Genomic DNA, 22,273 nt, shown 5'->3' on the forward strand with positions numbered 1-22,273 from the left:
GCGGGGGCGCAGCAGGGCCGGCGGGCGGATCGGCGCTCAGCCGAGCGGGGCGTCAGCCGTCAGGAACCGGTCCGGCGTACGGATCCGGTCGCGCACCCACACACCGGCGGGCTTCAGCGGTCCGGTACCGGTCCAGGGTCCGTTGCCGTCACAGGTGCCGCTCTTGAAGACGGCTCCGGAGCGGGAGTCGTCGGAGTAGTTCCAGTTGACCCAGCTGATCTTCTTGCTCGCCATCAGATCGAGGTACTTCTGGGCCTGCGTGAAGTTGTTGCCGCCGTCCCCCGATGCGGTCTGGGTGCCGAACTCCGTGACGAACACGGGGAGTCTGTCGGCGGCACGGGACAGGGTGTTCAGATACTCGGAGCCGTGCGAGGCGGCGTAGAAGTGGAAGGTGTACATGATGTTGGCCGCGTTGACGGGATTGTTGACGATCTCGGTCTCGTCCGCGCCCTCCGAAACACCGAGTGAGGACCAGGCGCGCGTGCCGACGAGGATCGGGGTGTCCGGGTCGCTCTGCCGGATGACCGGGATGAGCTGCTCGGCGTAGCTCTTGATCCGCGACCAGCTCACGCCGCTGGGCTCATTGGCGATCTCGTACAACAGGTTGTTCCTGCCGCCGTGGCGCTGCGCGATCTCCGTGAAGAAGGTCTTGGCGCGGGCGAGGTTGTGGTGCGGGTCGCCCGGGGTGAGCATGTGCCAGTCGACGAGGGCGTACATACCGCGCGCGGTGGCCTGTTCGATGATCGAGTGCACGAGGTCCGTGAATCTGCGCGGATCACTCTCGTAGCCGCCCTCCTGGATGTACATGGAGATGCGCAGCACATCCGCGTTCCAGTCGGTGGCCAGTGCGTCCAGCGAGCCGCTGGTCACGCACTGGCTGTACCACTGCAGTCCGTGGGTGCTCATGCCGCGCAGCTGGACGGGGTTGCCTCGCTGGTTGCAGAGCTTGGTGCCGCAGACCCTGAGCTGTCCGTTGGCCTCGACGGGGGTACGGCCGCCGGGGGCAGGGGAGATGTCCACGGCGAGATTGTCCACGTTCGGACCGCCGTTCGCAGTGGTGGCGGTGGCCCGGACGGTGTTGGAGCCGGCCTTGAGGGTGGCGGTGACCTTCGCCGTGGACCAGGACGTCCAGGCGCCGGTGGCGGTGAAAGCCCTGTCGTCGGCGGTGAGTACGCCGTTGACGGCGATGTCCATCGGGCGGTCGGCGGTGGCGCCGTTCGCGTAGCGGAAGGTCAGCGTGGCGGTGCCCGCCTGGGCGGCGTTGACCGTCCACTGGACGTGACTGCCGCTGGTGTTGTGGTAGTTGACGAACCCTCTGCCGGTGTAGCCGGCGTGATCGGACTCGACGAGTCCTTGGGTGACCGTCGCGTCCTCGGCCTCGTAGGTGACGGCGGCCACGGGTGCGGGCGCGGCGGACGTGGGGGACGTGGGGGCGGCGGTGAGGCCGAGGAGCAGGACGGCGGTGAGGGCGCCGACGCTGCCGAGGGGGCGTAGCCGTAACCGTGCCGGTCTCATGGGGGTCTCCGTTGGCTGGGCGGACGGGGCCGGGCTGTGCCGAGGGATCGGCCCTTCGATTGGAAGTAAAGTTTCCTAACCGAATGGAATAGCAGCGTCCGAGCCCCTCGGCAAGGGCCGGGGCACAAAGCCCTCACGCTCGCGGCACGGGCCCTCGCGGCCCGCGCGTGCCGCCCCGGACGCCGCGTACCGTGGGCGTGTGAGCGAGTCATGGGGACCTGACGACATCGGCGTGTTGCGGCTGCCCTCGGGACGGGCGGTGCGCGGGCGGGCGTTGCGGCGGCCGTTGCCCTCCGGGGCGGCGCCCGCATTCGCCGTGCATCTGCTGGGGCGCCGGCCGCCGGCGGTCTCCTGGGATTCACGCTGGCTGCGCTGGCCGGACTTCTGGCTGCCCGGCGACCGCGCCGAGGCCCGTGAGGTTCTCGGCGAGGCGTGGGAGCGCGCCGGCTCCGAGCGGGTGGAGATCGCCTGTGGCGGCGGCCGGGGACGGACAGGAACCGCCCTCGCGTGTCTCGCCGTCCTCGACGGGGTACCCGCCGAGGACGCCGTGGCGTACGTGCGCCGGCACTACGACCGCCGGGCCGTGGAAACCCCCTGGCAGCGGCGGTACGTACGCCGCTTCCCCGGCTGAGCGCCACCGGCGCGCCGAGCTCGCCGCGGTGGCCGACCGTGTTGACCTGCTCACCCGTCCCGTGCGATCCAATGCTCAAAGGCGGTTACCCATGGCCCTGTTCGACCTGCCCATCGAAGCGCTCCGCACCTACCGCAGCCGCTCCACGGAGCCCCAGGACTTCGACGCGTTCTGGACGAAGACACTCGACGCCGCCCGCGCGCACGACCTCGGCGCCCGCTTCGAGCAGGTGGACTGCCGGCTCTCCTCCGTGGACGTGCACGACGTGACCTTCGCGGGGTTCGGGGGCCACCCCGTCAAGGGCTGGCTCGTGCTGCCCGCCGGCACGCGCGAACCGGTGCCGGTGGTGGTGGAGTTCCTCAGCTACGGAGGGGGCCGTGGCCTCCCCCACACCCATCTGCTGTGGGCGTCGGCCGGGTTCGGCCACTTCGTGATGGACACCCGCGGCCAGGGCAGCAGCTGGACGACGGGCGACACGCCCGACCCGGTGGGCAGCGCCCCCGCCCTCCCCGGCTTTCTGACCCGTGGCATCGAGGACCCGCACGAGTTCTACTACCGCAGGCTGTTCACGGACGCGGTCCGCGCCGTCGAGGCGGCCCGGGCGCATCCGCTGACCGACGCCTCGCGGACCGCGGCCGTGGGGAGCAGCCAGGGCGGCGGCATCACGCTCGCGGTCGGCGGGCTGGTGCCCGATCTCGCGGCGATTGCGCCCGACGTGCCGTTCCTGTGCGACTTTCCGCGCGCCACGACACTCACCGACCGTCACCCGTACCGGGAGGTGGGCGAATACCTCAGGACACACCGGGGCCGGACCGAACAGGCCGCGCGCACGCTGGCGTACTTCGACGGGGTGCACTTCGCGGCGCGCGGCCGGGCGCCCGCGCTCTTCTCGGCGGCGCTCGAGGACCAGACCTGCCCGCCGTCGACCGTGTTCGCCGCGTTCAACGCGTACGCCCATGAGGACAAGCACATCGAGGTCTACGACTTCAACGACCACGAGGGCGGAGGCCCGTTCCAGGAAGCGGCCCAGCTGCGATGGCTGCCCGGCCGGCTGACCGCCTGACAGCTGCCCGCTCGTGCCGCGGCCGTCCCGCTCGAAGGCGGCCCGGAGGAACGGCCCGGAACGGCCCCGCATCGCCGGCCGGTGTACGGACGGCCGGTGGGAGCTACCGGCCGGCTCGAGAAGAGACGTACTGCTCGGCGAACTCCCCGGAAGGTGCGATCGGCGTGATGACGTCGATCAGCACCCCGTCGGGGTCGGCGATGATGAAGTGCCGCTGCCCGAAGTCCTCGCTGCGAATCTCCAGCTCGGGCTTCAGCCCCGCGAGGACGACCAGGCGCTCCCACTCCGCGTCCACGTCCGCCACTTCGAAGTTGAGCAGCATGCCCCGCACCGGGACACGGTAGCCCTCGGGCAGGGTCGGGTGGGTGTGGTCGAGCAGCGCGAGCTCGTACGGCACGGGCCCCGGGTGCTTCAGGCTGACGTACCAGTCGGCTTCGAAGGTCGTCTCGAAGCCCATGAGCCCGGTGTAGAAGGCGCGGGACTCCTGGAGGCGGGAGGTGCAGATGACGGGATAGAAGCTGGTCAGCACGGAGCTCATTCCCTTTCGCGTACCATCGGTATGCGAATAAGGCTATTGGCGTACCACCGGTATGTCAACGGAGGGAGAGCGGCATGCAGGGCACCACCAGGGCGCAGCAGCGTGAGCAGACCAGACATTCCCTGCTGCGCGAGGCAAGGCGTCTGTTCGCGGCGGTGGGTTACGGCGGGGTCGGTCTCCCGGAGATCGTCGGCGCCGCCGGGGTCACCAAGGGCGCGCTCTACCACCACTTCGACAGCAAGGCCGCGCTGTTCCGCGCCGTGCTGGAGCAGGTGCAGCAGGAGGTGGGCCGGCGGGTCGCCGCGGCTGCGGAGGCGCAGGCCGACCCCTGGACCCAGCTGACCGCCGGCTGCCAGGAGTTCCTCACCGCCGCCACCGATCCCGACATCCAGAGGATCATGCTGGTCGACGGTCCATCCGTGCTCGGGTGGACCGAGTGGCGCACCCTGGACGAGGCCGCCTCGGCCCGCCACCTGGCCGAGGCGCTCGCCGCCCTGGTCGAACAGGGTGTCATCCCGCGCCAGCCGGTCACCCCGCTGACCCATCTGCTCTCCGGCGCCATGAACGAGGCGGCTCTGTGGCTGGCCGCGTCCGCAGGCCCGACGGACCTGGACGACACCAGGGCCGCCCTGTCACGGATGCTGGAGGCACTGCGGGCAGGCCCGTCGCCGGGGTGAACCGGCGACGGGCGCGCCTGCCTGCGCGCGGATCACTGCAGGAGTTTCGCCTTGGCCTGCTGGAACTCTTCTTCCGTCAGGTCGCCCTTGGCCTTCAGCTCCGACAGCTTGGCAAGCTCCTGTGCATTGCCGCCACCGCCGGCGGTTTCACGGATGTAGGTGTCCATGGCTTGCCGCTGATCCTGCGCTGCCTTGAACTCACGCTGGCCCATGCCCTTGCCGCGGGCTATCACGTACACGAGCACGCCCAGGAAGGGCACGATCACCACGAACAGCAGCCACGCGGCCTTGACCCATCCGCTCATGTCGTGGTCACGGAAGATGTCGATGATGATCCGGAACAGCAGCATGAGCCACAGGACCCAGAGAAAGATCCACATCACGGTCCAGAACGCGCCGAGAACCGGATAGTCGTACGCCAGCAAGACGTGGCCGTCCATCGCATTCCTCCTGCCATGCCTGGCCGACACGAGAAGTCGGCTCCTTATCAGCGTCCCCGCTCCCGTCGTCGGCTTCCTCACCCGTCAGGGGTGAGCGCGGGGGCAGGCGCCTCCCAGACACCGCATGCCGCCGCGTCGCCTCAGCCGGTCCGCACAGTGATCCGTCCGGTGCCCGCAGCCGCGGCGAGCGCCTGGTGGTCGCGCTCGTTCTGGTCGGCGTAGGCCTCGGCGAACTCCCCCATCGCGCGGTCGAAGGTGTCGGCCCCGCCCAGGTAGGACGCGATGGCTATCCGGTCGCCGGAGCGGGCGTGGCCGCGGGCCAGAGTGGTGCCGCACAGCTCGCCCAGGAGCCGCATCTCGCCCGGAGTCATGACGTCCGGCCGGGGGCTGCCCTTCCAGTCGCGCAGCTGGCGCACATGGAAGTCCCGCGGCCTGCCGTCGATGCCCTCGAGCTGCTCCCAGCCCAGGAAGATGTCGCCGGCCGCCTGTATCAGCCGCTGCCCGGCGACGACCCGTTGTCCCTGGTTCTCGTAGGCGCTCGCCCCGGCGTACGGGGCCAGTACGGATTCGCCCGCCTCCTTGACCTGCAGCAGCAGCGGATCCTGGTCGTCCCTGCCGAGCATCAGCAGGATCCAGCAGCGGGTGCCGACGCTCCCGACGCCGACCACCTTGCGGGCGACGTCGACCAGATCGAACTGGCCGAGGAGGTGGCGCCGGTCCGAGCTGAGCGTCCTGCCGTAGCGCTCGACCAGTGCGCCGAGGCGGTGCTTCAGCTCGTCGCGCTCGACGGCGGGAAGCAGATCGGCCAGCGGCACGACGAACGGCGCGTCAGGCGTGATCCTGCGGACCCCGTTCACGATCTCGGTGAGCTTCTCGAAGGCCTGCAGGCTGTCCCTGGTGCGTGCCTTGGCCGTGGTGCGGTCCAGTCGCCGGCGCGCGCGCTCGCCCATCCGGCCGGACATCAGCTCACCGAGCTGGTCGACCTCGGTGCGGGCGTACCAGACATCGAGGTTGCGCATCCCGGCGAAACGGCGCATCGCCTCCCGGTAGCCCTGCGCGGTGGCCCGTACGACGGCTGTGCGCTGCTTCACCGTGAACCCGTTGCCTCGCCCGGCGATCGCGAAGCCGGCCGCGAGCCGCTTGACGTCCCATTCCCACGGCCCGGGCAGGGTCTCGTCGAAATCGTTGATGTCGAACAGCAGATTCCGCTCAGGGGAGGCGAACAGCCCGAAGTTCAACGGGTGCGCGTCCCCGCAGAGCTGTGCCGTGAGCCGGGTGTCCGGCTCGGCGCCGAGGTCGGCCGCCATCACGGCGGCCGCCCCGCGGTAGAAGTGGAACTCCGACTGCAGCATGCGGCCGTACCGGATCGGCACGAGCTCCGGGACGCGCATGGCGGACTGGCGCTCGAGCACCTCCACCGGGTCGGGCCGGTGCGCCGAGGGATCGAATCCCGCGTGCCCCGAGCGAGCCATGCGGGCGCGGGCCGCCTTGCCGCGGGCGGCCCGCTCCTGCGGCGTCAGGCGGACGCTCGGGGTCGACTCGGGCAAGGCCTCTCCCCTCGTCGGGCGCGGCTCGTCACTCCGGCAGCCGGCGCATTTCGAGAACGGGCAGGCCCAGGTCCTGGAAGCGCACGAGCAACCCGTACAGATGTGCGTCGTCGGTGACGTTGCCGAAGAGCAGTGTCTGCTCGGGGACGGACTCCTTCTCCAACTCGGGGAAGGCATCGCCGACGACCGCGGAAAGGCGGCCGGTGATGCGGAATTCGTATCGCATGCCAGCGCTCCCCGTGTGTGAGGGTCTTGGCTGCCATGCTGGGCCGGACCCCGCCCGGGTCGCATCACCCGCACGAGGTGATCTCAAAGAATGCCCACTTCCCTGGCACGCCGGACGGCCTGACTGCGCCGGGAGACCGACAGCTTGCGGTAGATGCTGTTCAGATGTGTCTTGACCGTGTTGACGGACAGATGCAGGTCTTCGGCGATCTCCTGGGTCGACATCATCTGTGCGGCACAGAGGAGCACATCGTGTTCGCGGGGGCTGATGTGTTCGACGACGAGCGGCTCCGCGTCGCCTGGACGGCCGGTGAGCCATGACTGGAGATCGGCCGTCTCCGGAGTCGACGTCAGCAGATGCCGCAGCCACAGGCCGGCGTCCGTGAAGGGGGCTCTCAGCCGTTCCGGCCGAGCCGTGTTGATGGCGCGTCCCAGCAGCCCCACCGCTGCGGAGGCGTCCTTGTCCAGTGTCGCCGCCTGGGCTTCGAGCAGCCGCACGCGTACCTGGTCGGCGACGCTCATGTCCTGTTGCCCGTCGATCGATGCGAGGAGCCGCACCGCCTCGTCGCACTCCCCCGCGGCCAGGTGGGCGGCCGAGAGGGCGACAGTGTGGGCGGGCCCCCCGGGGCCGCAAGCCTGCAGTGCGGCGATCGCGGCCGCGGCGTCCCCGCGGGCGAGATGAACGGCGGAGCGGGCAACGGCCATCCGCTGCGCGGGCTCCCCGGCGTGGATCCCCTGGACGGCGTCGAGGATGTCGAGGGCGGATCCGGCCTGGCCGTACGCCAGCTCCAGCCGGGCGTGCAGGACCGCGGTCTCGACGGCGACCACCGGATCGTGAGCCTCGCCGGCATCGACGGCGAGGCCCAGATGGCGTCGTGCGCCCTGGAGGTCTCCCTGGTCGGCGGCGACGACGGCCAGGGCGAGATGGCAGCTGCCGGGGCACCGGGAGGGGGTGACGCCGTACGCCTTCGCCGTGTCCAGTCCTTCCGACGCGTGTCTCCCGGCCGCCCGCAGGGACCCGCCAAGAGCCTCGGCCAGGGCAAGACGGCCCAGGCAGTGGCAGCGGACCTCGGGAGCCGACTCGGCCGGGCAGACGTCCAGCGCCTCGGTGAAGGCGGCGCGGGCGTCGCCGAGGCGCCCGGCCAGCTGAAGCGCGCAGGCCCGCCCGTAGCGGCGCAGGGCCTCGATTTCCGGATGCCGCTGGAGCTGCGGCGCCGCGACCTGCTCCATGAGGTCACGGGTCCGGGCGGCGAGAGCCTCGGCTGCCGTGCCGTCGGTGTCGCCGCCGCCTCCGCCTCCGCCCAGGACGAGGAGGCGCAGCAGCGCGCAGGTCAGGCGCTCCTCGGGTGCCCCTGTGCTGCCGAGCAGTTGCTCGGCCCGGTCGAGGTACGCACCGCCGGACGTCGCCTCGCCACGGGCGAGGGCGCATGCCGCCAGGACAAGTGCCGGTGCGACACCCGGGAGGTCCTCGGGCATGGCGGAGAAGAGCTGCTCCAGCCGGTGCGTGTCGGGTCCGGTCAGGCAGTTGCCGACGGCGAGGTGATCGACCAGCAGGGCCGCCGCGTACCCCCAGTCGCCGGCGGCAGCGGCATGTTTCAGCGCCTCGGACGGCCGGTCGTGGCCGGCGAACCAGCGAGCGGCCTGGTGGTGCAACTGCGGTACGAGACCGGGGCGCCGGCTGTGCAGGTGGGCGCGGAGCACCTCGGCGAACAGCGGGTGACATCTGCGCCAGGGTGTGTCGCCGATCGGTTCGACGAAGGCGTTGGCGTGGACGAGCCGTGCCAGGATCCACTCCGCGTCCTCGCGTGCGGTCAGGGCGTTGGCGAGCTGCGGGTGAATGTGATCCAGGATGCTGGTACGCACCAGCAGGTCACGGGTCGCGGCGGGCTGTGCCTCGAGCACCTCGGCGATGAGGTAGTCGGCGACGGCGTTCTGGGACGCGGCGAAGGACCGCGCGAACTGCTCCGCGTCGTCGGCCTGCTGCATCGCCAGGGCGCACAGCCGCAGTCCGGCGGCCCAGCCCTCGGTGCGGCTGGTGAGCGCGCCCACGCTCTCCGGTGAGGGGGAAAGTCCGTGCCTGCGCAGCAGGAGCGAGGTCTCGTGCCGGGTGAAGGCCAGCTCGGCCCCGCGGATCTCGCAGATCTGGTCCTCGGCGCGGTAGCGATGCAGCCGCAGCGGCGGGTCCACCCGGCTGATCAGAACCAGTCTCAGCTGGGGTCCCGCATGGTCGAGGACGAACTCCAGACCGGAGGCCACTCCTCGGCCGGGAACCCGCTCGAGCCCGTCGAGCACCAGGACCACCGGCTGGGGCAGGCGCGCCAGCTCGGCGGCGAGCCGAACCAGGAGGGAGTGGTCGACGTCGCCGGTGTGCGAGGGGATGCCGACCGAGTCGGGCAGCGGTACCTGGTGACAGTGGAAGGCGCCGAGGACATACGTCCAGAACACTCCGGGCGCACTGTCGTCGTTCTCGGCGGTGAGCCAGACGACCGGACCGGGGCTCGGGCATGTGGCCGCCCAGGCGGCAGCGAGGGTGGTCTTCCCGGCCCCCGCCGGTCCGGTGACCACGGTCAGCGGCCCCTTCGTCCCTTCGGTCAGGCGGTCGAGCAGCCGGTTCCTGCCCACATGCGTGCGCGGTACGGCGGGGATCGCGAACTTCGCCGCCAGCAGGGGGTCTCCCGTCGGCGTCAGCCGCTCGACACCACCGGATCGGGCCTGCGCCGGATTCCCTGCGCGCACACGAATCCGGCGATGGGGAGGTGGCTCTCCACCGCCTGTTGCTGGGGCGACCGTGTGTGGCATGGCGTCTCACGTCGGGCCGTCCTTTGCCTGGTTCGCTGCTGCCGAGCGCTTGCCGGTCGGCCGACCCCGGGTGGATCTGGCCAGGTCATGGACGTGCCAACGCTCCAATGATCACAGAGGGGCGTGGTGATCGCACGCGGGGCGCAGCCGCGCCTCACGACGCCCGGACCGGGTGGCGCGCCCGGCCTGCTCACCCGTCGCGGGTGAGGGCCCGGGACGGCGGACCGCAGATGCTCGGAGGTGAACCGGCGGCCCCGGCCGCCGTTGTCCGTCAGGAAAGGGAGTACTCCATGACGACCACCACGCCAAGCCGCCCGGGAACGTCCGGGGCGGCGGCCGGCGGGCTCGTGACGTTCGCTGCCGTGATGCTGTTCATCGCCGGTCTCCTGGACCTGTTCCGGGGCATCATGGCCATCGCGAAGGACGACATCTACGTCCGCACGCCGAATTACCTCTTCAAGTTCGACCTGACCGGCTGGGGATGGATCCAGCTCATCCTGGGCGTGATCGCAGTCCTGGTCGCGATGGGCCTCTTCGCCCGGGCCACCTGGGCACGCGCGGCGGGAGTGGTCCTGGCCGGCCTGCTGATCATCGCCAACTTCCTGACCATCCCGTACTACCCCTTCTGGTCGATCGTGCTGATCGCCCTGTACGCGTTCATCATCTGGGCACTGCTGGTGGTCACGCGGGAGTAGGCGGTCGGTTCGTCGCCCCCATCGGGCCCGTCCCACCGGCCGTGCGGCGTCACCGCACGGCCGGTGGGACGGTTGCCGTCGAGCCCGTTCAGCAGATACGGGGCAGCTGCTCCCCGATCGGCATGTCGACCACGCGCGTACCCCCGAGCCCTGTGCGGGCCACCACCATGCCGGGGTGCGTCTGCACCGTCTCACCGACGATCGCCGCTTCCCTGCCCAGAGGGTGTGTGCGCATGGCCGCCAGGACCGCGTCGGCGTGCTCGCGCGGGACGAAGGCGACGAGCTTGCCCTCGTTCGCGACATACATCGGGTCGAGGCCCAGTACGGCGCAGGCGTTGGCGACGGGCGGCGGGACGGGTACGGCGCGCTCCTCGACGACGACGCCCGTACCGGAGGCCGCGGCGATCTCGTTCAGCGCTGCCGCCAGCCCGCCGCGTGTCGGGTCACGCAGTGCGTGAAGGTCCTGGGTGACCGCGAGCATCGCCTCGACCAGGCCGCCGAGCGCCGCGCAGTCACTCTCGATCTCCACGCCGAACTCGAGGCCCTCGCGCACACTCATGATGGCGACGCCGTGGACACCGATCGGGCCGCTCACGATCACCGCGTCGCCGGGTCGGACGCGCTGCGGGCGCAGGTCGACACCCGGCGGGACGAGTCCGATGGCCGAGGTGTTGATGAAGATGCCGTCGCCGTGCCCCGCCTCCACGACCTTGGTGTCGCCGGTCACCACCTCCACACCGGCGGTGCGGGCGGCGGCGCCCAGGGCCTGCGCAACGCGTCCCACGACCGACAGCTCGACCCCCTCTTCGAGGATGAACCCGCAGGACATGTACGCCGCGCGGGCCCCGCTCATCGCAAGGTCGTTGACCGTGCCGTTGACGGCGAGATCGCCGATGCTGCCGCCGGGGAAGAACAGCGGCCGGACCACGAACGAGTCGGTGGAGAAGGCCAGTCGCGCGCCCCCCAGCTCGACGGCGGCGGAGTCGCTCAGCTGCGCGAGCACCGGCCCTCCGAAGGCGGGTGCGAAGACGTGCTCGACCAGTTCGGCGGACATGGCGCCGCCGCCGCCGTGGCCCATGACCACCCGCGACTGGTCGCGCAGCGGCATCGGGCACGTCCACGCCATCACGTCCGGTGCACCGGGGTCCGTGAGCGCGGTCTCGCCCGGGTGGGGCGCTCGCAGGGTGTCAGACAACGGAAGCCCCTTCCCGGGACACGGTTTTCTGCTCGAGGTCGAGGCGCCGGTAGAGGTAGTACGCGGCGCAGGCACCCTCGCTGGAGACCATGGTGGCGCCCAGCGGCGTACGCGGGGTGCAGGTGGTGCCGAAGGCCTCGCACTCATGGGGCTTGAGCAGCCCCTGAAGCACCTCGCCGCTGCGGCACTCGGCCGGTTCGCGGGTGTCGATGCCGGTGACGGAGAAGCGGTGCTCGGCGTCGTACTCGCGATAGCGGGAGGACAGCCGCCACCCGCTGGCGGGAATCACGCCGATGCCCCGCCAGGCGCGGTCGGTGACCTCGAAGACGTCCGCGAGCATGGCCTGTGCCGCGGGGTTTCCCTCCGGCTGTACGGCACGCGGGTAGGCGTTCTCCACCGTGTGCTCGCCGCGCTCCAGCTGCTGGACCGTCCGGCGGACGCCTTCCAGAATGTCGAGGGGCTCGAATCCCGTCACCACGATGGGCACGCGGAACCGTTCGGCGAGTTCCGGGTACTCGCTCGTGCCCATGACACTGCATACGTGTCCGGCGGCGAGGAAGCCCTGCACACGGCAGCTCGGCGACCGCATGATCGCCTCGATGGCCGGAGGAACCCGTACGTGGGACACCAGAAGACTGAAGTTGGGGATGCCGAGTCTGCGGGCCTGATACACCGTCATGGCATTGGGGGGCGCGGTGGTTTCGAAGCCGATGCCGAAGAAGACGACCTCACGGTCCGGGTTCTCCTGGGCGACCCGCAGCGCATCGAGGGGCGAGTAGACCACCCGTACGTCGCCGCCCTGTCCGCGGACCTGGAACAGGTCACGGCCGGTCCCTGGGACGCGGAGCATGTCTCCGAAGGAGCAGAAGATCACCTCGGGGCGGGAGGCGATCTCCAGCGCCTTGTCGATGACTTCGAGCGGGGTGACACAGACGGGGCAGCCGGGGCCGTGGATCAACTCCACCTCGTCCGGCAGGAGCTGGTCGATGCCGTGGCGGATGATGGTGTGGGTCTGGCCGCCGCAGACCTCCATCAGCGCCCACGGCCTGGTCACCGTGGCCCGGATGTCGTCGAGCAGTTTCCGGGCCAGGGCCGGGTCCTGGAATTCCTCGATGTACTTCAACGCTTCGCCTCCTGCGCCGCCGCGCCGTCCCCGGCGTCTGCGGGCTGCTCCGTCCGTCCGTTCGCGTCGGGCTCGGCCGGCTCCCACGGGTCGCCGAACTCCTCCTGGAGCAGCCCGAGGGTCTCGAACAGCTCCAGCGTCTTGCGGGCCGAGTCCTCGTCGAGGCGCTGCAGGGCGAATCCGACGTGGACGATGGCGTACTCACCGACCTGAAGGTCCGGCAGGTACTCCAGGCACACCTCCTTGACCACCCCGCCGAAGTCGACGGTGGCCATCCTGGTGCCGTCCCGGTCCTCGATTCCCAGCACCTTGCCGGGTACCGCAAGGCACATGTGTTTCTCCTCGCTGCCGTGCTGCGTCGCGCGTGCTGTGCCGCGCCTGTCGTCATCCGCCCCCGCCGGCGGCCGCACGGGCGGCCACGACGAGTTGGCCGAGTGCCAGCCCTCCGTCGTTCGGAGGGACCAGGTGGTGGCGCAGCACGGTGAAGCCGTCCTCGCGCAGACCGTGCGCACATGCCGAGGAGAGCAGCGCGTTGGCGAACACTCCTCCGGTCAGCGCGACGGTCCGCAGACCGTGCTGCTCGCGGGCGGTGGCGCAGACCGTGCGCACGAGGTCTGCGACCGCTGCGTGGAAGCGTGCGGCCACAAGGGCCTTCGGGGTGCCCGCCCGTACGTCGTCGACCACGGCCGCCAGAACGGACGACGGCTCGGCGGTCAGGGCGGCGGCCCCGCTGCCGGGTGCCGCCGTGCGCATCGTGAAGGCGTAACCACCACTGTCCGCACGGCCGGAGGCCATCGCGGCGGCTTCGAGTTCGATGGCGGCCTGTGCCTCGTACCCGGCCCGGTGGCACACCCCGAGGAGCGAGGAGACCGCATCGAACAGCCGGCCCATGCTCGATGTGGGGACGCAGTTCAGATTGCGCCCCAACTGCTGTTCCAGCAGATGGAGTTCATCCGGCGGGCAGGCTCTCACGCAGGGCAGGTCCCCGGTCCAGCCGATGCCCGCCGCGCGCAGATGCGCGAGCGCCATGCGGTACGGGCGCTGTACGGCGGCGTCACCGCCGGGCAACGGGACGTAGCCGAGGTGTGCGTACCGCGTGTGTCCCTCGTAGTCCGCGAGCAGGAACTCCCCGCCCCACACCGCACCGTCGTCGCCGTAACCGGTGCCGTCGAAGGCGACACCGATGACCGGCGCACTGCCGTCCAGGCCGTGCTCGGCCATGGTGGCGGCGACATGTGCGTGGTGGTGCTGGACGCGTACGACGGGCCTGCCCGCGGCGTTGCGGACGGCCCACTGCCCGGAGCGGTATCCGGGGTGGCGGTCGGCCGCGAGCAGCTCCGGCCGCACTCCGGTGATGGCTTCCAACTGCTCCTCTGCACAGGCGAATGCGTGCTGAGTGGCGAGGTCGTCCATGTCGCCGACATGAGCGGACAGCCAGGCCTTGCGGCCCTCGCCGAGGCAGAAGGTGTTCTTGAGATCACCCCCGACCGCGAGGGCCGGCTCGACGGGCACCGGCAGGGTGAGTGGCAGCGGGGCATAGCCGCGGGAGCGGCGCAGCGTCAGCTGCTGTCCGTCACAGACGCGCACCACGGAGTCGTCGCACGGAACGTGGATGGGACGGTCGTGCAGGAGCCAGCCGTCGGCCAGATGGGCGAGCCGGTCGAGTGCTTCCGCGTCGTCGGTGACGATGGGCTCACCGGCGATGTTGCCGCTGGTCATCACGAGGAGGCGGGGCGCGCTCCCCTCGTCGCAGGGGAGGCCGAGCAGTAGATGGTGCAGCGGGGTGTACGGGAGCATGACGCCGAGGTCCGGGCTGCCGGGAGCGACCGCGTCGGAGGGTGACACCGCGCCAGGCCGCGGAAGCGGCTCGGTGCGGCGCCGCAACAGGACGATGGGACGGACGCTCCCCGCGAGCAACTCCCGTTCCAGGGCGCCCACATGGACGAGGTGGTCGACGTCGGCGACGTCCCTCGCCATCAGCGCGAAGGGCTTGTCGCCGCGGGCCTTGCGGCGGCGCAGCAGGGCGACCGCCGCCGTGTTCGTCGCATCGCAGGCGAGGTGGTAGCCGCCGAGCCCCTTGACGGCGATGATCGCTCCCTCGGACAGGAGTGCGCGGGTCTCGGCAATCGGGTCGGCCGCGATCGGGCCGCCGAGCGTCCGGTCGTTCGGATCGTCCGCGACCACCTGCCGGTGTCGCAGCCCGGGGGCGGCGGGCGCCACGATCAGCCGCAGCCGCGGCCCGCAGCCGGGACAGGCGACGGGCTGTGCGTGGAAGCGCCGGTCGGCCGGATCGCTGTACTCCCGGGCGCATTCGGCGCACATCGGGAAGCCGGCCATCGTCGTGTGGTCGCGGTCGTACGGCAGGCCCGTGACGATGGTGAAGCGCGGTCCGCAGTGCGTGCAGGTGATGAAGGGATGCCCGTGGCGCCGGTCGGCGGGATCGGCAAGTTCCGCGAGACATTCCGCACAGGTGGCCGTGTCCGGGGAGACCAGAGTGCGGACCGGTCCGCCGGTCAGGGAGGCGACGATGGTGAACCCGCTGCCGCCCGTGACGGGCACTTCCTGGGCGTGCACCGACTCCACCAGGGCCAGGGGCGGGGCCTCCTCGGCGAGGCGTGCGCAGAACCGGGCAACGGCGAGCGGCGCGCCCTCGACCTCCGCGACGACGCCGTCCCCCGTGTTGGTCACATGCCCGCTCAGATCCATCGCGGTGGCGAGTGCGTACACATAGGGACGGAATCCGACGCCCTGCACCACGCCCCGCACCATGACCCGTCGCCGCTGCACGGTCTGCACGGCGGCGGGTCCCTGCTGGGTGGAGGTCACGAGCGGGCCCGCGCCATGACCGGCGCATGGACCGTGGTGCCCTCGGCCGCGGCCAGTGCCCGGTCGAGCAGGGCGCCGGCGCCCTGCCGGGTGCGTACGGAGGTGAGGAGCACCTCCACACCGGGGTTGACCTGCTGCACATGGCTGCGGAACGCGGCCTCGTCGAACCCGACGGCCTCGGCGATGTCGGTCTTGGTGACCACCACGAGGTGGGCGAGGCCGAATGCCGTGGGGTACTTCAGCGGTTTGTCCTCGCCCTCGGTGACCGATGCGAGGACGACTCTGAGTGATTCGCCGAGATCGTAGGAGGCCGGGCAGACGAGATTGCCGACGTTCTCCACGAACAGCAGCCGGGTGTCCTCGGGCAGCCAGCCGTGCAGGTGTCCGGCCAGCATCGCGGCCTCCAGGTGGCACAGCCCGTCGGTGAGCACCTGCTTGACCGGCACACCGGACCTGGCCAGCCGTACGGCGTCGTTCTCGGTGGCCAGATCGGCCGTCAGGGCCGCGGCCTGCACCCCCCGTTCCCGCGCCAGCAGCAGCTCGTCCTCCAGCAGAGCCGTCTTCCCGCTGCCGGGGCTGGACAGGAGGTTGACGATCGTGGTGCCGCGGGCGGCCAGTTCGGAGCGCAGCGTATGCGCTGCGGCTTCGTTCTTGGCAAGCACCGCCTGCTGCAGATCGACCACTCGGCACATGGGTCAGCCCTCCTCGGAGATCGGTTCTGGGATACCTGCGCCGGCCCGCTCGTCGTCCCACTCCACGGCGGTGATGCGCAGCTCGCGGCCGGCGATCAGCTCGGCGGTGGCCGCGCCGCACCTCGGGCAGCACAGCTGCGGCGGCATCCCGACCGCCCAGTCCTCGGCGCACGACTCGCAGCGCGCGCGGCCGGGGACGGACCGGGCGATCAGCTCGGCGCCTTCCAGAACGGTGCCGGCGCAGGCCAGTTCGAAGGAGAAGGCGAGGGCGTCGGGGACCACGCCGGCCAGTTCGCCGACCTCGAGCCGCACGGCCCTGACCACGGTGGCCCCCTGGGAGCGCGCCGCTTCCTCCACCTGGTCGACGACGGCCAGCGCGATGGACATCTCGTGCATCGATCTCCGTCCTGCGCGGCGGTCGGCCAGTTCGGCCCCATTAGAGGGCGCGGCCGCCCGCCGGGCCGCCCGGCACGCCGACACCACACGGCTGCGTCCGCCGTTCGGTGCAGCCCAGGGTGGGCGGCACCCGCACGGCGGACGCGCTCGTCACATCCTGCGCATGCGCAGATAGCGCCTGAGGTCGGGCAGCACCCCGGCGACGATCGCCGCTACGGCGGTAGCGGTGGCGGCGGCAGCAGCAGCGCCGCCGATGATGGTCTTCTTCATGGTCTTCTCCTCATCTCACGGGTTGGTGTTGGACAAGGTCCGTGACCATCTGCACGGCCTGAGGCACAGCGGCGGTCACCTGGGGGCTGAGTCCGATGCCCTCCTCGACACAGGCCGGTTCGCATCCCACCACCAGCGTGCGCCGCGGCGGGGTGCCGCCGGTGCCGGCGCACAGGGTGCCGAGCAGTGCCAGGACGGTGTCGGGCGACATGCCGTGCCCGTCGAGCGGGACGCCGTCCGGTTCCACCGTGCCCGGCGTCGCGGCCTCGATCAGGTACAGGGTCCCGGGCTCGCCGCCGCGCGCCGTCGCGTCGACCAGGACGAGCGTGTCGTACCCGTCGAGCAGCTGGTACGCGAGGTGGACGCCGCGGGTCCCGATGTCCACCACCTCGACGTGGTCGGGCAGTTGGTGCTCCGCCAGCAAACGCACGGTTTCGACGCCGAAGCCGTCGTCCCCGAGGAAGATGTTGCCGATGCCGGCGACCAGGGTCCGGGAACGATCCTGTACGGGGCTGCTCACGCGTCCTCCAGGAGCTTGACCTCGTCGGGTTGGAAGTACAGGAAGCGGCCCTGCTCGCGGCGGATGTCGGCACCCGGATCGCCCTCGACGGTCACCGCCAGGTGCACTCCCCCGTCCACGTCGTGGAGCACCGCCTCGACCAGGGCGCTGCGGCCCTGCAAAAACAGGTCCTGTGCATCGCTGCGGCGCAGGCCCGGCTGCAGGATCACCCGGCTGCCCGCGCGCACCGCCCTGCCGTCCACCAGCACTTCGTCGTGCGCCGGGTCGACGGCGGGGTCGGAGCCCGGGTCCCACCAGGGGGTCTCGGGCCGGGCGGTGCCGTGCTCGGTCCCGAACGGGTCGGGGCCGGTCACCTCCCGCAGGGAACGCACCGCGCCGTGCAGGCGTTCCAGGACCTCGGGGGGCATCGAGTCGGCCAGGTCGATCACGGCCGCCGCCCGCGGGTCCGTTCCACGTGCCTCGCGCTTCTCCTCGTCGGTGAGGGCCGCGGTGCGCAGCGCGAGGATCTCGTCGATCTCGGTGGCGTCGTAGAGGGCGCCGGGACTCTCCGGTGCGATGGCCGGGTGGTCCTCCAGGATGATCGGGGAGGACAGGACCAGGTCGCCTCGGCCCCTCTCGCCCGCGAGTACGGGCCAGGTGTGCAGGTTCCGGCAGGACGCGACCGCCGCCGTGGCCCACTGAGGGTGGTCCGTCATGGACAGGAACGATCCGGAGCTCAGGCACATCAGCAGGTGGGCGGCGACCAGGGAGTGCGGCAGGGCGGCGTCCCGGTCTCCGCCGGGCTGCGGCATCCAGGCGCTGGTGTTCTCCACGACGGCCGTCAGCCGCATCGTCCGGTAGGGGCCCGCGAGTTCCTCGGCGCGCAGCCGCAGAACTCCGAAGAGCTCCTCGCGGCGGCGGACGAGCCGTCCCACCTCCCGGCCGCTTCCGTCGACTACGGGTTCGGTCTCCTCACCGGCCGGCCGGGTGAACGGGACGGTGATGCCGTCCCCTTCCAACTCGGCCACGGGCACGGAGACTTCGACGCGTTCCTCCGATCCCTCGTCCCAGGGCATGAGCACACGGTCGTCGAGGTGCAGTTCGGGCACCGTCTCGAACGCACCGTCCGTGCACGCCTGTTGCACGATCCGTCGCTGTGTGTGCAGGAACCGCACCTCGACGGCGAGGACGGCGCCGCTCTTCGGTTCCATCAGGCACTCGGTGTGCTGGAAGTCGTGCTCGGAGCCGTCGGCGCTCCAGGCGGGAGGAACGAGCACCCCGAACTGCCACCGCAGCCTGTTCTTCGCGGCCGACGCCCGGTACGGGTAGAGGACATAGCCCTCGAACAGGACGGCGTCGGCCACCTGCCGTGCGTAGGCGAGTCTGGCCTCCGTCCCGGGCGGGAACGCGGCGGTCGTCGTCATGCCGTCGTCCTCTCGTCCGGCGACGGGGCCTGTGCCTCCAGCAGTTCCCGCACGGTCGCGTCGAAGGACGGCAGTGCCCGGCGGGAGCGGTGGGCGAGCAGTGCGTCCATCGTGTCCCGGGGCAGCCGGATCCAGCCGCAGCCCGGGAAGTGCTGATCGAGCATCTCGCGCCAGACCTTGACCGGCATCCGGCACTGTGCCTCGCGGTCCCAGGGGACCGGCTCGACGCGGAAGCCGGAGTCTCCGGTGAAGGCGGTACCGGAGAACAGCATGAGCAGGGGGACTTCGCCGCCGGCCAGCGCGTCGAGGTAACGGGTCGCCGCGATGTCCATGTCGTAGGTGCAGGGCACGACGACGTCCGCTTCGGTCTCGGCGGTGAAGCCGGGCACCATGACCTGGACCTGGGCGAACTGCACCGGGTGGACGGTGCTTCCCCAGCGGGAGCGCTCGCCGAACAGGTCGCCCAGCCCTGCGGCTTCGGCCGCGTCGTAGGTGCGCCGGGCCGGCTCGATACGGATCTGACAGCGCAGCGCGAGCGCGTGCACCCGGGCCTGCTGCGATGCGGTGATACGCAGCCGGAAGACGAGAGTGGGCCCCGCGGCGTACGGGTCGGCCCGTACGCCCGTGCAGGTGAAGGCGAACTCGGTCATGGCCGGCTCCCCTGCGGTGCGCCTGCTCGCCGGCGGATGTCGTCGAAGAAGGCGTCGAGGTCGGCACGGGCCTCGGCGCCGCCGTCGAAGCCCTGCCACAGCAGGCGCATCCGGCCCACCAGCGCGTAGCAGATGTCGATCGGCACCAGGTAGCACTCGGTGCGCCCGCCGGTGCGGCGCACCAGGAGGGCTTCGACGTCGGGTTCGAGCTCGCCGGCGAGCCGGGTTGCGCTCAGTACGGACTCCCGGACCGAGGGCTCCACCTCGCTCTCGGTCGCCCCCGCCGGACTCGGGTACAGCGCGACCAGCCGGCCGAGGGCGGAGTTGTGGAAGAAGAAGGCGACGCTGACGGGGATCTGGAGGAGTTCCCAGGCACCGTCGTCGAGCCGGTGGTCATGGTCGGCGAGACAGCGGTCGGGTACGGCGCGGAAGCGTCCGTGGGATGCGCCCGGTCGTGCCATCAGCAGCGCGCAGGGGGAGCAGGCGCAGGCCAGTGCCCGCTTCTCGGTGTCGACCAGATGCCGGTGCTCCTCGGGCACCTGCGCTCCGCACAGTTCGCAGCGCTCCTGCCGGGGCGGGCGGGGCATCGCGAACCGGCGCAGGCCGCGCGGCTCCCGGCCGGGCGCGCGTCCTGCCGGTCCGGCCTGAGGCAGCCCGCTCACCGCGCGGTGGCCGAACAGGAGCCGACGGGGGACGGGCCGGCCGGACGCGTTCCGATCTGGAGGAGGGCGGGTTCGCGTGCGGTGCCCGTGCCGTCCATGTCGACGCTGGTGACTTCGGGGGCGAAGCAGGCCAGCGCGTCCACGGCGGCCTGCCTGGCCCCGTCCTGGGTGCTCGGGCAGCCGCATCCGCCGGATCCGGTCGTCCTCAACCGCAGTACGCCGGTCGCCTCGTCGAACCCGGCCTGCTCGACACCGAGTCCGCGGACGGTGTCCATGGCGCGGCCGATGCGGGTGGTGAGGTCCTCGGGGTGGAGGTCGTGCAGCACGAGCAGACTCGCCACCAGCTCGTCACCGAGCAGGGCGGCGAGCGGGTCGGCCCCAGGGCCCTGATGGGCATGGCGGCGCAGCAGCTCCACGGTTCGCGCGAGTCCTGTGCCGTAGAAGTCCATCAGCACCCGCACGAGTTCCTCGGCCGCGGCGCAGGTCCGCCCGTCTCCGGACGCGGCCAGCTGTTCGAGAACCTCCTCGACGCGCCGGCCCGCCTGTTCCGCGGTGCCGGGCCGCGCCGCGGCGCCGGCCCGTGCCACGGTGGTGTCCGCTGCCGCGCTCATCCCGCCAGACCGCTCAGGCCGGTGGGCACGTGCATCGTCTTCACGGTCTTGCCGCCGCCCACGTACATGTGGACGCCGCACGGCAGACAGGGGTCGAAGCTGCGGACGGCCCGCATGATGTCGATGCCCTTGAAGTTCTCGGGCGGGTTCTCCTCGAAGATCGGGGTGTTCTGCACCGCGTCCTCGTAGGGGCCGGGCGTGCCGAAGGTGTCCCGCGTGCTCGCGTTCCACGGAGTCGGCGGGTACGGGTGGTAGTTGGCGATCTTGCCGTCCCGGATGACCATGTGGTGCGAGAGCACTCCGCGTACGGCCTCGGTGAAACCGACTCCGATCGACTCGTCCGGCACCTCGAACTTCTCCCAGGTCTGGGTGCGTCCGGCGCGTACCTCCTCAAGTCCCTTCTCGGCGCAGTGCAGGGCGACCGCCGCCGCGTAGGCCTGGAAGTAGGTGCGCGCGCGGTTGCGTTCGAGTGCGTTGCTCCACTGGGGGATCTTCCACTCGAACGTGGTCTCCGGCTTGGTCATCGTGCGGGGCAGGTTGATGACGACGCTGTGGCCGGTGGCCTTGACGTAGCCGATGTCGACGAGCCCGGAGAGCGCGGTGGACCACAGGCGGGCGATGGGGCCGCCGCCGGTGTCCAGCGCCAGGTGGTCCTTGCCGTCGAACCAGCGCGGGGACATCACCCAGCTGTACTTGTCGCTGAAGTCCCGCTTCTGGGGGGCGGGGATGGTGTGCTGGTTCCAGGGGTGGCGCGGGTCGACGGGGTTGCCGAGCGGATCGTGGGTGACGAACTGCTCCTGGCCCTCCCAGTCCTCGTAGTACGAGCTGCCGAGCAGGACGCGGATGCCGAGGTTGATCTCTGTGAGGTCGTTGGTGACCAGCTTGCCGTCGACGATGACGCCGGGGGTGACGTACATCCTCCGGCCCCAGTCGGTCATGTTGGCGTAGGTGAAGTCGCAGTACTCAGGGTCGTTGAGCGCTCCCCAGCAGCCCAGGAGCACGCGCCGGCGGCCGACTTCCTCGTATCCGGGCAGCGCCTCGTAGAAGAAGTCGAAGAGGTCGTCGTGCAGCGGGACGACCCGCTTCATGAACTCGACGTAGCGCATGAGGCGGGTCATGTAGTCCGTGAACAGCTGGACGGAGGCGATGGTGCCCACTCCGCCCGGGTAGAGCGTGGAGGGGTGCACATGGCGGCCCTCCATCAGACAGAACATCTCCCGGGTGTAGCGGCTGACCTGGAGTGCCTCGCGGTAGAACTCGCCCTCCAGCGGGTTCAGCGAGCGCATGATGTCGGCGATGGTGCGGTAGCCGTGCTCCGCCGCGTGCGGTGCTTCGGTGCGCTCGGCGAGCTCCAGGACGCCCGGGTTGGTCTCGCGGACCATCTTCTCGCAGTAGTCGACCCCGACCAGGTTCTCCTGGAAGATGTTGTGGTCGAACATGTACTCCGCGGACTCGCCGAGGTTGATGATGTACTCACCGAGGTGCGGCGGCTTCACCCCGTAGGCCATGTTCTGCGCGTACACCGAACACGTGGCGTGGTTGTCACCGCAGATGCCGCAGATGCGGCTGGTGATGAAATGGGCGTCGCGCGGGTCCTTGCCGCGCATGAAGACGCTGTAGCCGCGGAACACCGACGAGGTGCTGTAGCACTCGGCGACCCGCTTCTGCTTGAAGTCGATCTTCGTGTGGATGCCGAGACTGCCCACGATCCGGGTGATCGGATCCCAAGCCATCTCCACCAGGCCGTCGCCGGCCGCTTTCGCCTGTGTTGCCATCGTGTGTGCGGTGCCCTTCT

23 protein-coding genes are annotated in these 22,273 nt (G+C 71.0%); 4 read left to right on the forward strand and 19 right to left on the reverse strand.

Going from position 1 to position 22,273, the window contains the following annotated elements; genetic code table 11:
- Nucleotides 1-36: 36 nt before the first annotated feature.
- Nucleotides 37-1,515, reverse strand: coding sequence for a cellulase family glycosylhydrolase (locus OHS70_RS02060; RefSeq protein ID WP_328392985.1), 1,479 nt, complete (start codon nt 1,513-1,515; stop codon nt 37-39).
- Between the two features lie 199 nt (nt 1,516-1,714).
- On the opposite strand from OHS70_RS02060, the gene OHS70_RS02065 reads away from it, so the two are divergent.
- Both OHS70_RS02065 and OHS70_RS02070 read left to right on the forward strand, forming a co-directional pair.
- The gene (locus tag OHS70_RS02065; protein ID WP_328392987.1) at nt 1,715-2,146 is read left to right on the forward strand and encodes a protein-tyrosine phosphatase family protein; all 432 of its coding nucleotides are present in this window, start codon (nt 1,715-1,717) and stop codon (nt 2,144-2,146) included.
- A gap of 91 nt (nt 2,147-2,237) precedes the next feature.
- Complete coding sequence (locus OHS70_RS02070; RefSeq protein ID WP_328392989.1) at nt 2,238-3,209, forward strand: acetylxylan esterase; 972 nt, start codon at nt 2,238-2,240, stop codon at nt 3,207-3,209.
- Nucleotides 3,210-3,312: 103 nt separating this feature from the next.
- Here OHS70_RS02070 and OHS70_RS02075 read toward each other — a convergent pair whose 3' ends face one another.
- The gene (locus tag OHS70_RS02075; RefSeq protein WP_328392991.1) at nt 3,313-3,747 is read right to left on the reverse strand and encodes a VOC family protein; all 435 of its coding nucleotides are present in this window, start codon (nt 3,745-3,747) and stop codon (nt 3,313-3,315) included.
- A gap of 74 nt (nt 3,748-3,821) precedes the next feature.
- Between OHS70_RS02075 and OHS70_RS02080 the strand changes: the two genes are divergently transcribed.
- The gene (locus tag OHS70_RS02080; protein ID WP_328392993.1) at nt 3,822-4,424 is read left to right on the forward strand and encodes a TetR/AcrR family transcriptional regulator; all 603 of its coding nucleotides are present in this window, start codon (nt 3,822-3,824) and stop codon (nt 4,422-4,424) included.
- A gap of 32 nt (nt 4,425-4,456) precedes the next feature.
- Here the strand turns inward: OHS70_RS02080 and OHS70_RS02085 are convergent, their stop codons facing one another.
- The 4 genes from OHS70_RS02085 to OHS70_RS02100 all read right to left on the reverse strand — a co-directional run bounded on the left by OHS70_RS02085 (nt 4,457) and on the right by OHS70_RS02100 (nt 9,372).
- On the reverse strand, nt 4,457-4,864 hold the full coding sequence (locus OHS70_RS02085; RefSeq protein ID WP_328392994.1) for an SHOCT domain-containing protein: 408 nt from the start codon (nt 4,862-4,864) through the stop codon (nt 4,457-4,459).
- Between the two features lie 140 nt (nt 4,865-5,004).
- Entirely contained in the window at nt 5,005-6,336 is a 1,332-nt protein-coding gene (locus OHS70_RS02090; RefSeq protein ID WP_328405363.1) for a DUF2252 domain-containing protein, read from the reverse strand.
- Nucleotides 6,337-6,439: 103 nt separating this feature from the next.
- On the reverse strand, nt 6,440-6,637 hold the full coding sequence (locus tag OHS70_RS02095; protein WP_328392996.1) for a hypothetical protein: 198 nt from the start codon (nt 6,635-6,637) through the stop codon (nt 6,440-6,442).
- 83 nt (nt 6,638-6,720) lie between these two features.
- Nucleotides 6,721-9,372 carry a LuxR C-terminal-related transcriptional regulator gene (locus OHS70_RS02100; RefSeq protein WP_328392998.1) on the reverse strand — a complete coding sequence of 884 codons (2,652 nt, stop codon included), beginning with the start codon at nt 9,370-9,372 and terminating at the stop codon, nt 6,721-6,723.
- 353 nt (nt 9,373-9,725) lie between these two features.
- On the opposite strand from OHS70_RS02100, the gene OHS70_RS02105 reads away from it, so the two are divergent.
- Entirely contained in the window at nt 9,726-10,130 is a 405-nt protein-coding gene (locus OHS70_RS02105) for a DUF7144 family membrane protein (RefSeq protein ID WP_328393000.1), read from the forward strand.
- A gap of 88 nt (nt 10,131-10,218) precedes the next feature.
- On the opposite strand, the gene hypE is transcribed toward OHS70_RS02105, so the two are convergent.
- From hypE to OHS70_RS02165, 13 genes are all read right to left on the reverse strand, one after another.
- On the reverse strand, nt 10,219-11,256 hold the full coding sequence (gene hypE / locus OHS70_RS02110; RefSeq protein ID WP_328405365.1) for a hydrogenase expression/formation protein HypE: 1,038 nt from the start codon (nt 11,254-11,256) through the stop codon (nt 10,219-10,221).
- Between the two features lie 61 nt (nt 11,257-11,317).
- Nucleotides 11,318-12,448: a hydrogenase formation protein HypD gene (gene hypD, locus OHS70_RS02115; RefSeq protein WP_328393002.1), complete on the reverse strand. Its 1,131-nt coding sequence runs from the start codon at nt 12,446-12,448 to the stop codon at nt 11,318-11,320.
- Entirely contained in the window at nt 12,445-12,780 is a 336-nt protein-coding gene (locus OHS70_RS02120) for a HypC/HybG/HupF family hydrogenase formation chaperone (RefSeq protein ID WP_328393004.1), read from the reverse strand. The genes hypD and OHS70_RS02120 overlap by 4 nt, the downstream gene beginning before the upstream one ends.
- 52 nt (nt 12,781-12,832) lie before the next feature.
- Nucleotides 12,833-15,217, reverse strand: a complete 2,385-nt coding sequence (gene hypF / locus OHS70_RS02125) for a carbamoyltransferase HypF (protein ID WP_328405366.1) — start codon at nt 15,215-15,217, stop codon at nt 12,833-12,835.
- A 53-nt stretch (nt 15,218-15,270) separates the two neighbouring features.
- Entirely contained in the window at nt 15,271-15,966 is a 696-nt protein-coding gene (hypB, locus tag OHS70_RS02130; protein WP_328393006.1) for a hydrogenase nickel incorporation protein HypB, read from the reverse strand.
- 3 nt (nt 15,967-15,969) lie between these two features.
- Nucleotides 15,970-16,362 carry a hydrogenase maturation nickel metallochaperone HypA gene (hypA, locus tag OHS70_RS02135; RefSeq protein WP_328393008.1) on the reverse strand — a complete coding sequence of 131 codons (393 nt, stop codon included), beginning with the start codon at nt 16,360-16,362 and terminating at the stop codon, nt 15,970-15,972.
- Nucleotides 16,363-16,512: 150 nt separating this feature from the next.
- Nucleotides 16,513-16,632, reverse strand: coding sequence for a DUF6893 family small protein (locus OHS70_RS38960; protein WP_443062550.1), 120 nt, complete (start codon nt 16,630-16,632; stop codon nt 16,513-16,515).
- 10 nt (nt 16,633-16,642) lie between these two features.
- The gene (locus tag OHS70_RS02140) at nt 16,643-17,152 is read right to left on the reverse strand and encodes a hydrogenase maturation protease (RefSeq protein ID WP_328393010.1); all 510 of its coding nucleotides are present in this window, start codon (nt 17,150-17,152) and stop codon (nt 16,643-16,645) included.
- Complete coding sequence (locus OHS70_RS02145; RefSeq protein ID WP_328393012.1) at nt 17,149-18,555, reverse strand: hypothetical protein; 1,407 nt, start codon at nt 18,553-18,555, stop codon at nt 17,149-17,151. Before OHS70_RS02145 ends, OHS70_RS02140 begins: the two co-directional genes overlap by 4 nt.
- Complete coding sequence (locus tag OHS70_RS02150) at nt 18,552-19,205, reverse strand: DUF6084 family protein (RefSeq protein ID WP_328393014.1); 654 nt, start codon at nt 19,203-19,205, stop codon at nt 18,552-18,554. The genes OHS70_RS02145 and OHS70_RS02150 overlap by 4 nt, the downstream gene beginning before the upstream one ends.
- Nucleotides 19,202-19,792: a DUF5947 family protein gene (locus OHS70_RS02155; RefSeq protein ID WP_328405368.1), complete on the reverse strand. Its 591-nt coding sequence runs from the start codon at nt 19,790-19,792 to the stop codon at nt 19,202-19,204. The genes OHS70_RS02150 and OHS70_RS02155 overlap by 4 nt, the downstream gene beginning before the upstream one ends.
- 71 nt (nt 19,793-19,863) lie before the next feature.
- Complete coding sequence (locus tag OHS70_RS02160) at nt 19,864-20,478, reverse strand: hypothetical protein (protein ID WP_328393016.1); 615 nt, start codon at nt 20,476-20,478, stop codon at nt 19,864-19,866.
- Nucleotides 20,475-22,253: a nickel-dependent hydrogenase large subunit gene (locus OHS70_RS02165; protein ID WP_328393018.1), complete on the reverse strand. Its 1,779-nt coding sequence runs from the start codon at nt 22,251-22,253 to the stop codon at nt 20,475-20,477. The genes OHS70_RS02160 and OHS70_RS02165 overlap by 4 nt, the downstream gene beginning before the upstream one ends.
- Nucleotides 22,254-22,273: the final 20 nt, after the last annotated feature.

This window comes from Streptomyces sp. NBC_00390, from assembly GCF_036057275.1.
Lineage (GTDB): Bacteria > Actinomycetota > Actinomycetes > Streptomycetales > Streptomycetaceae > Streptomyces.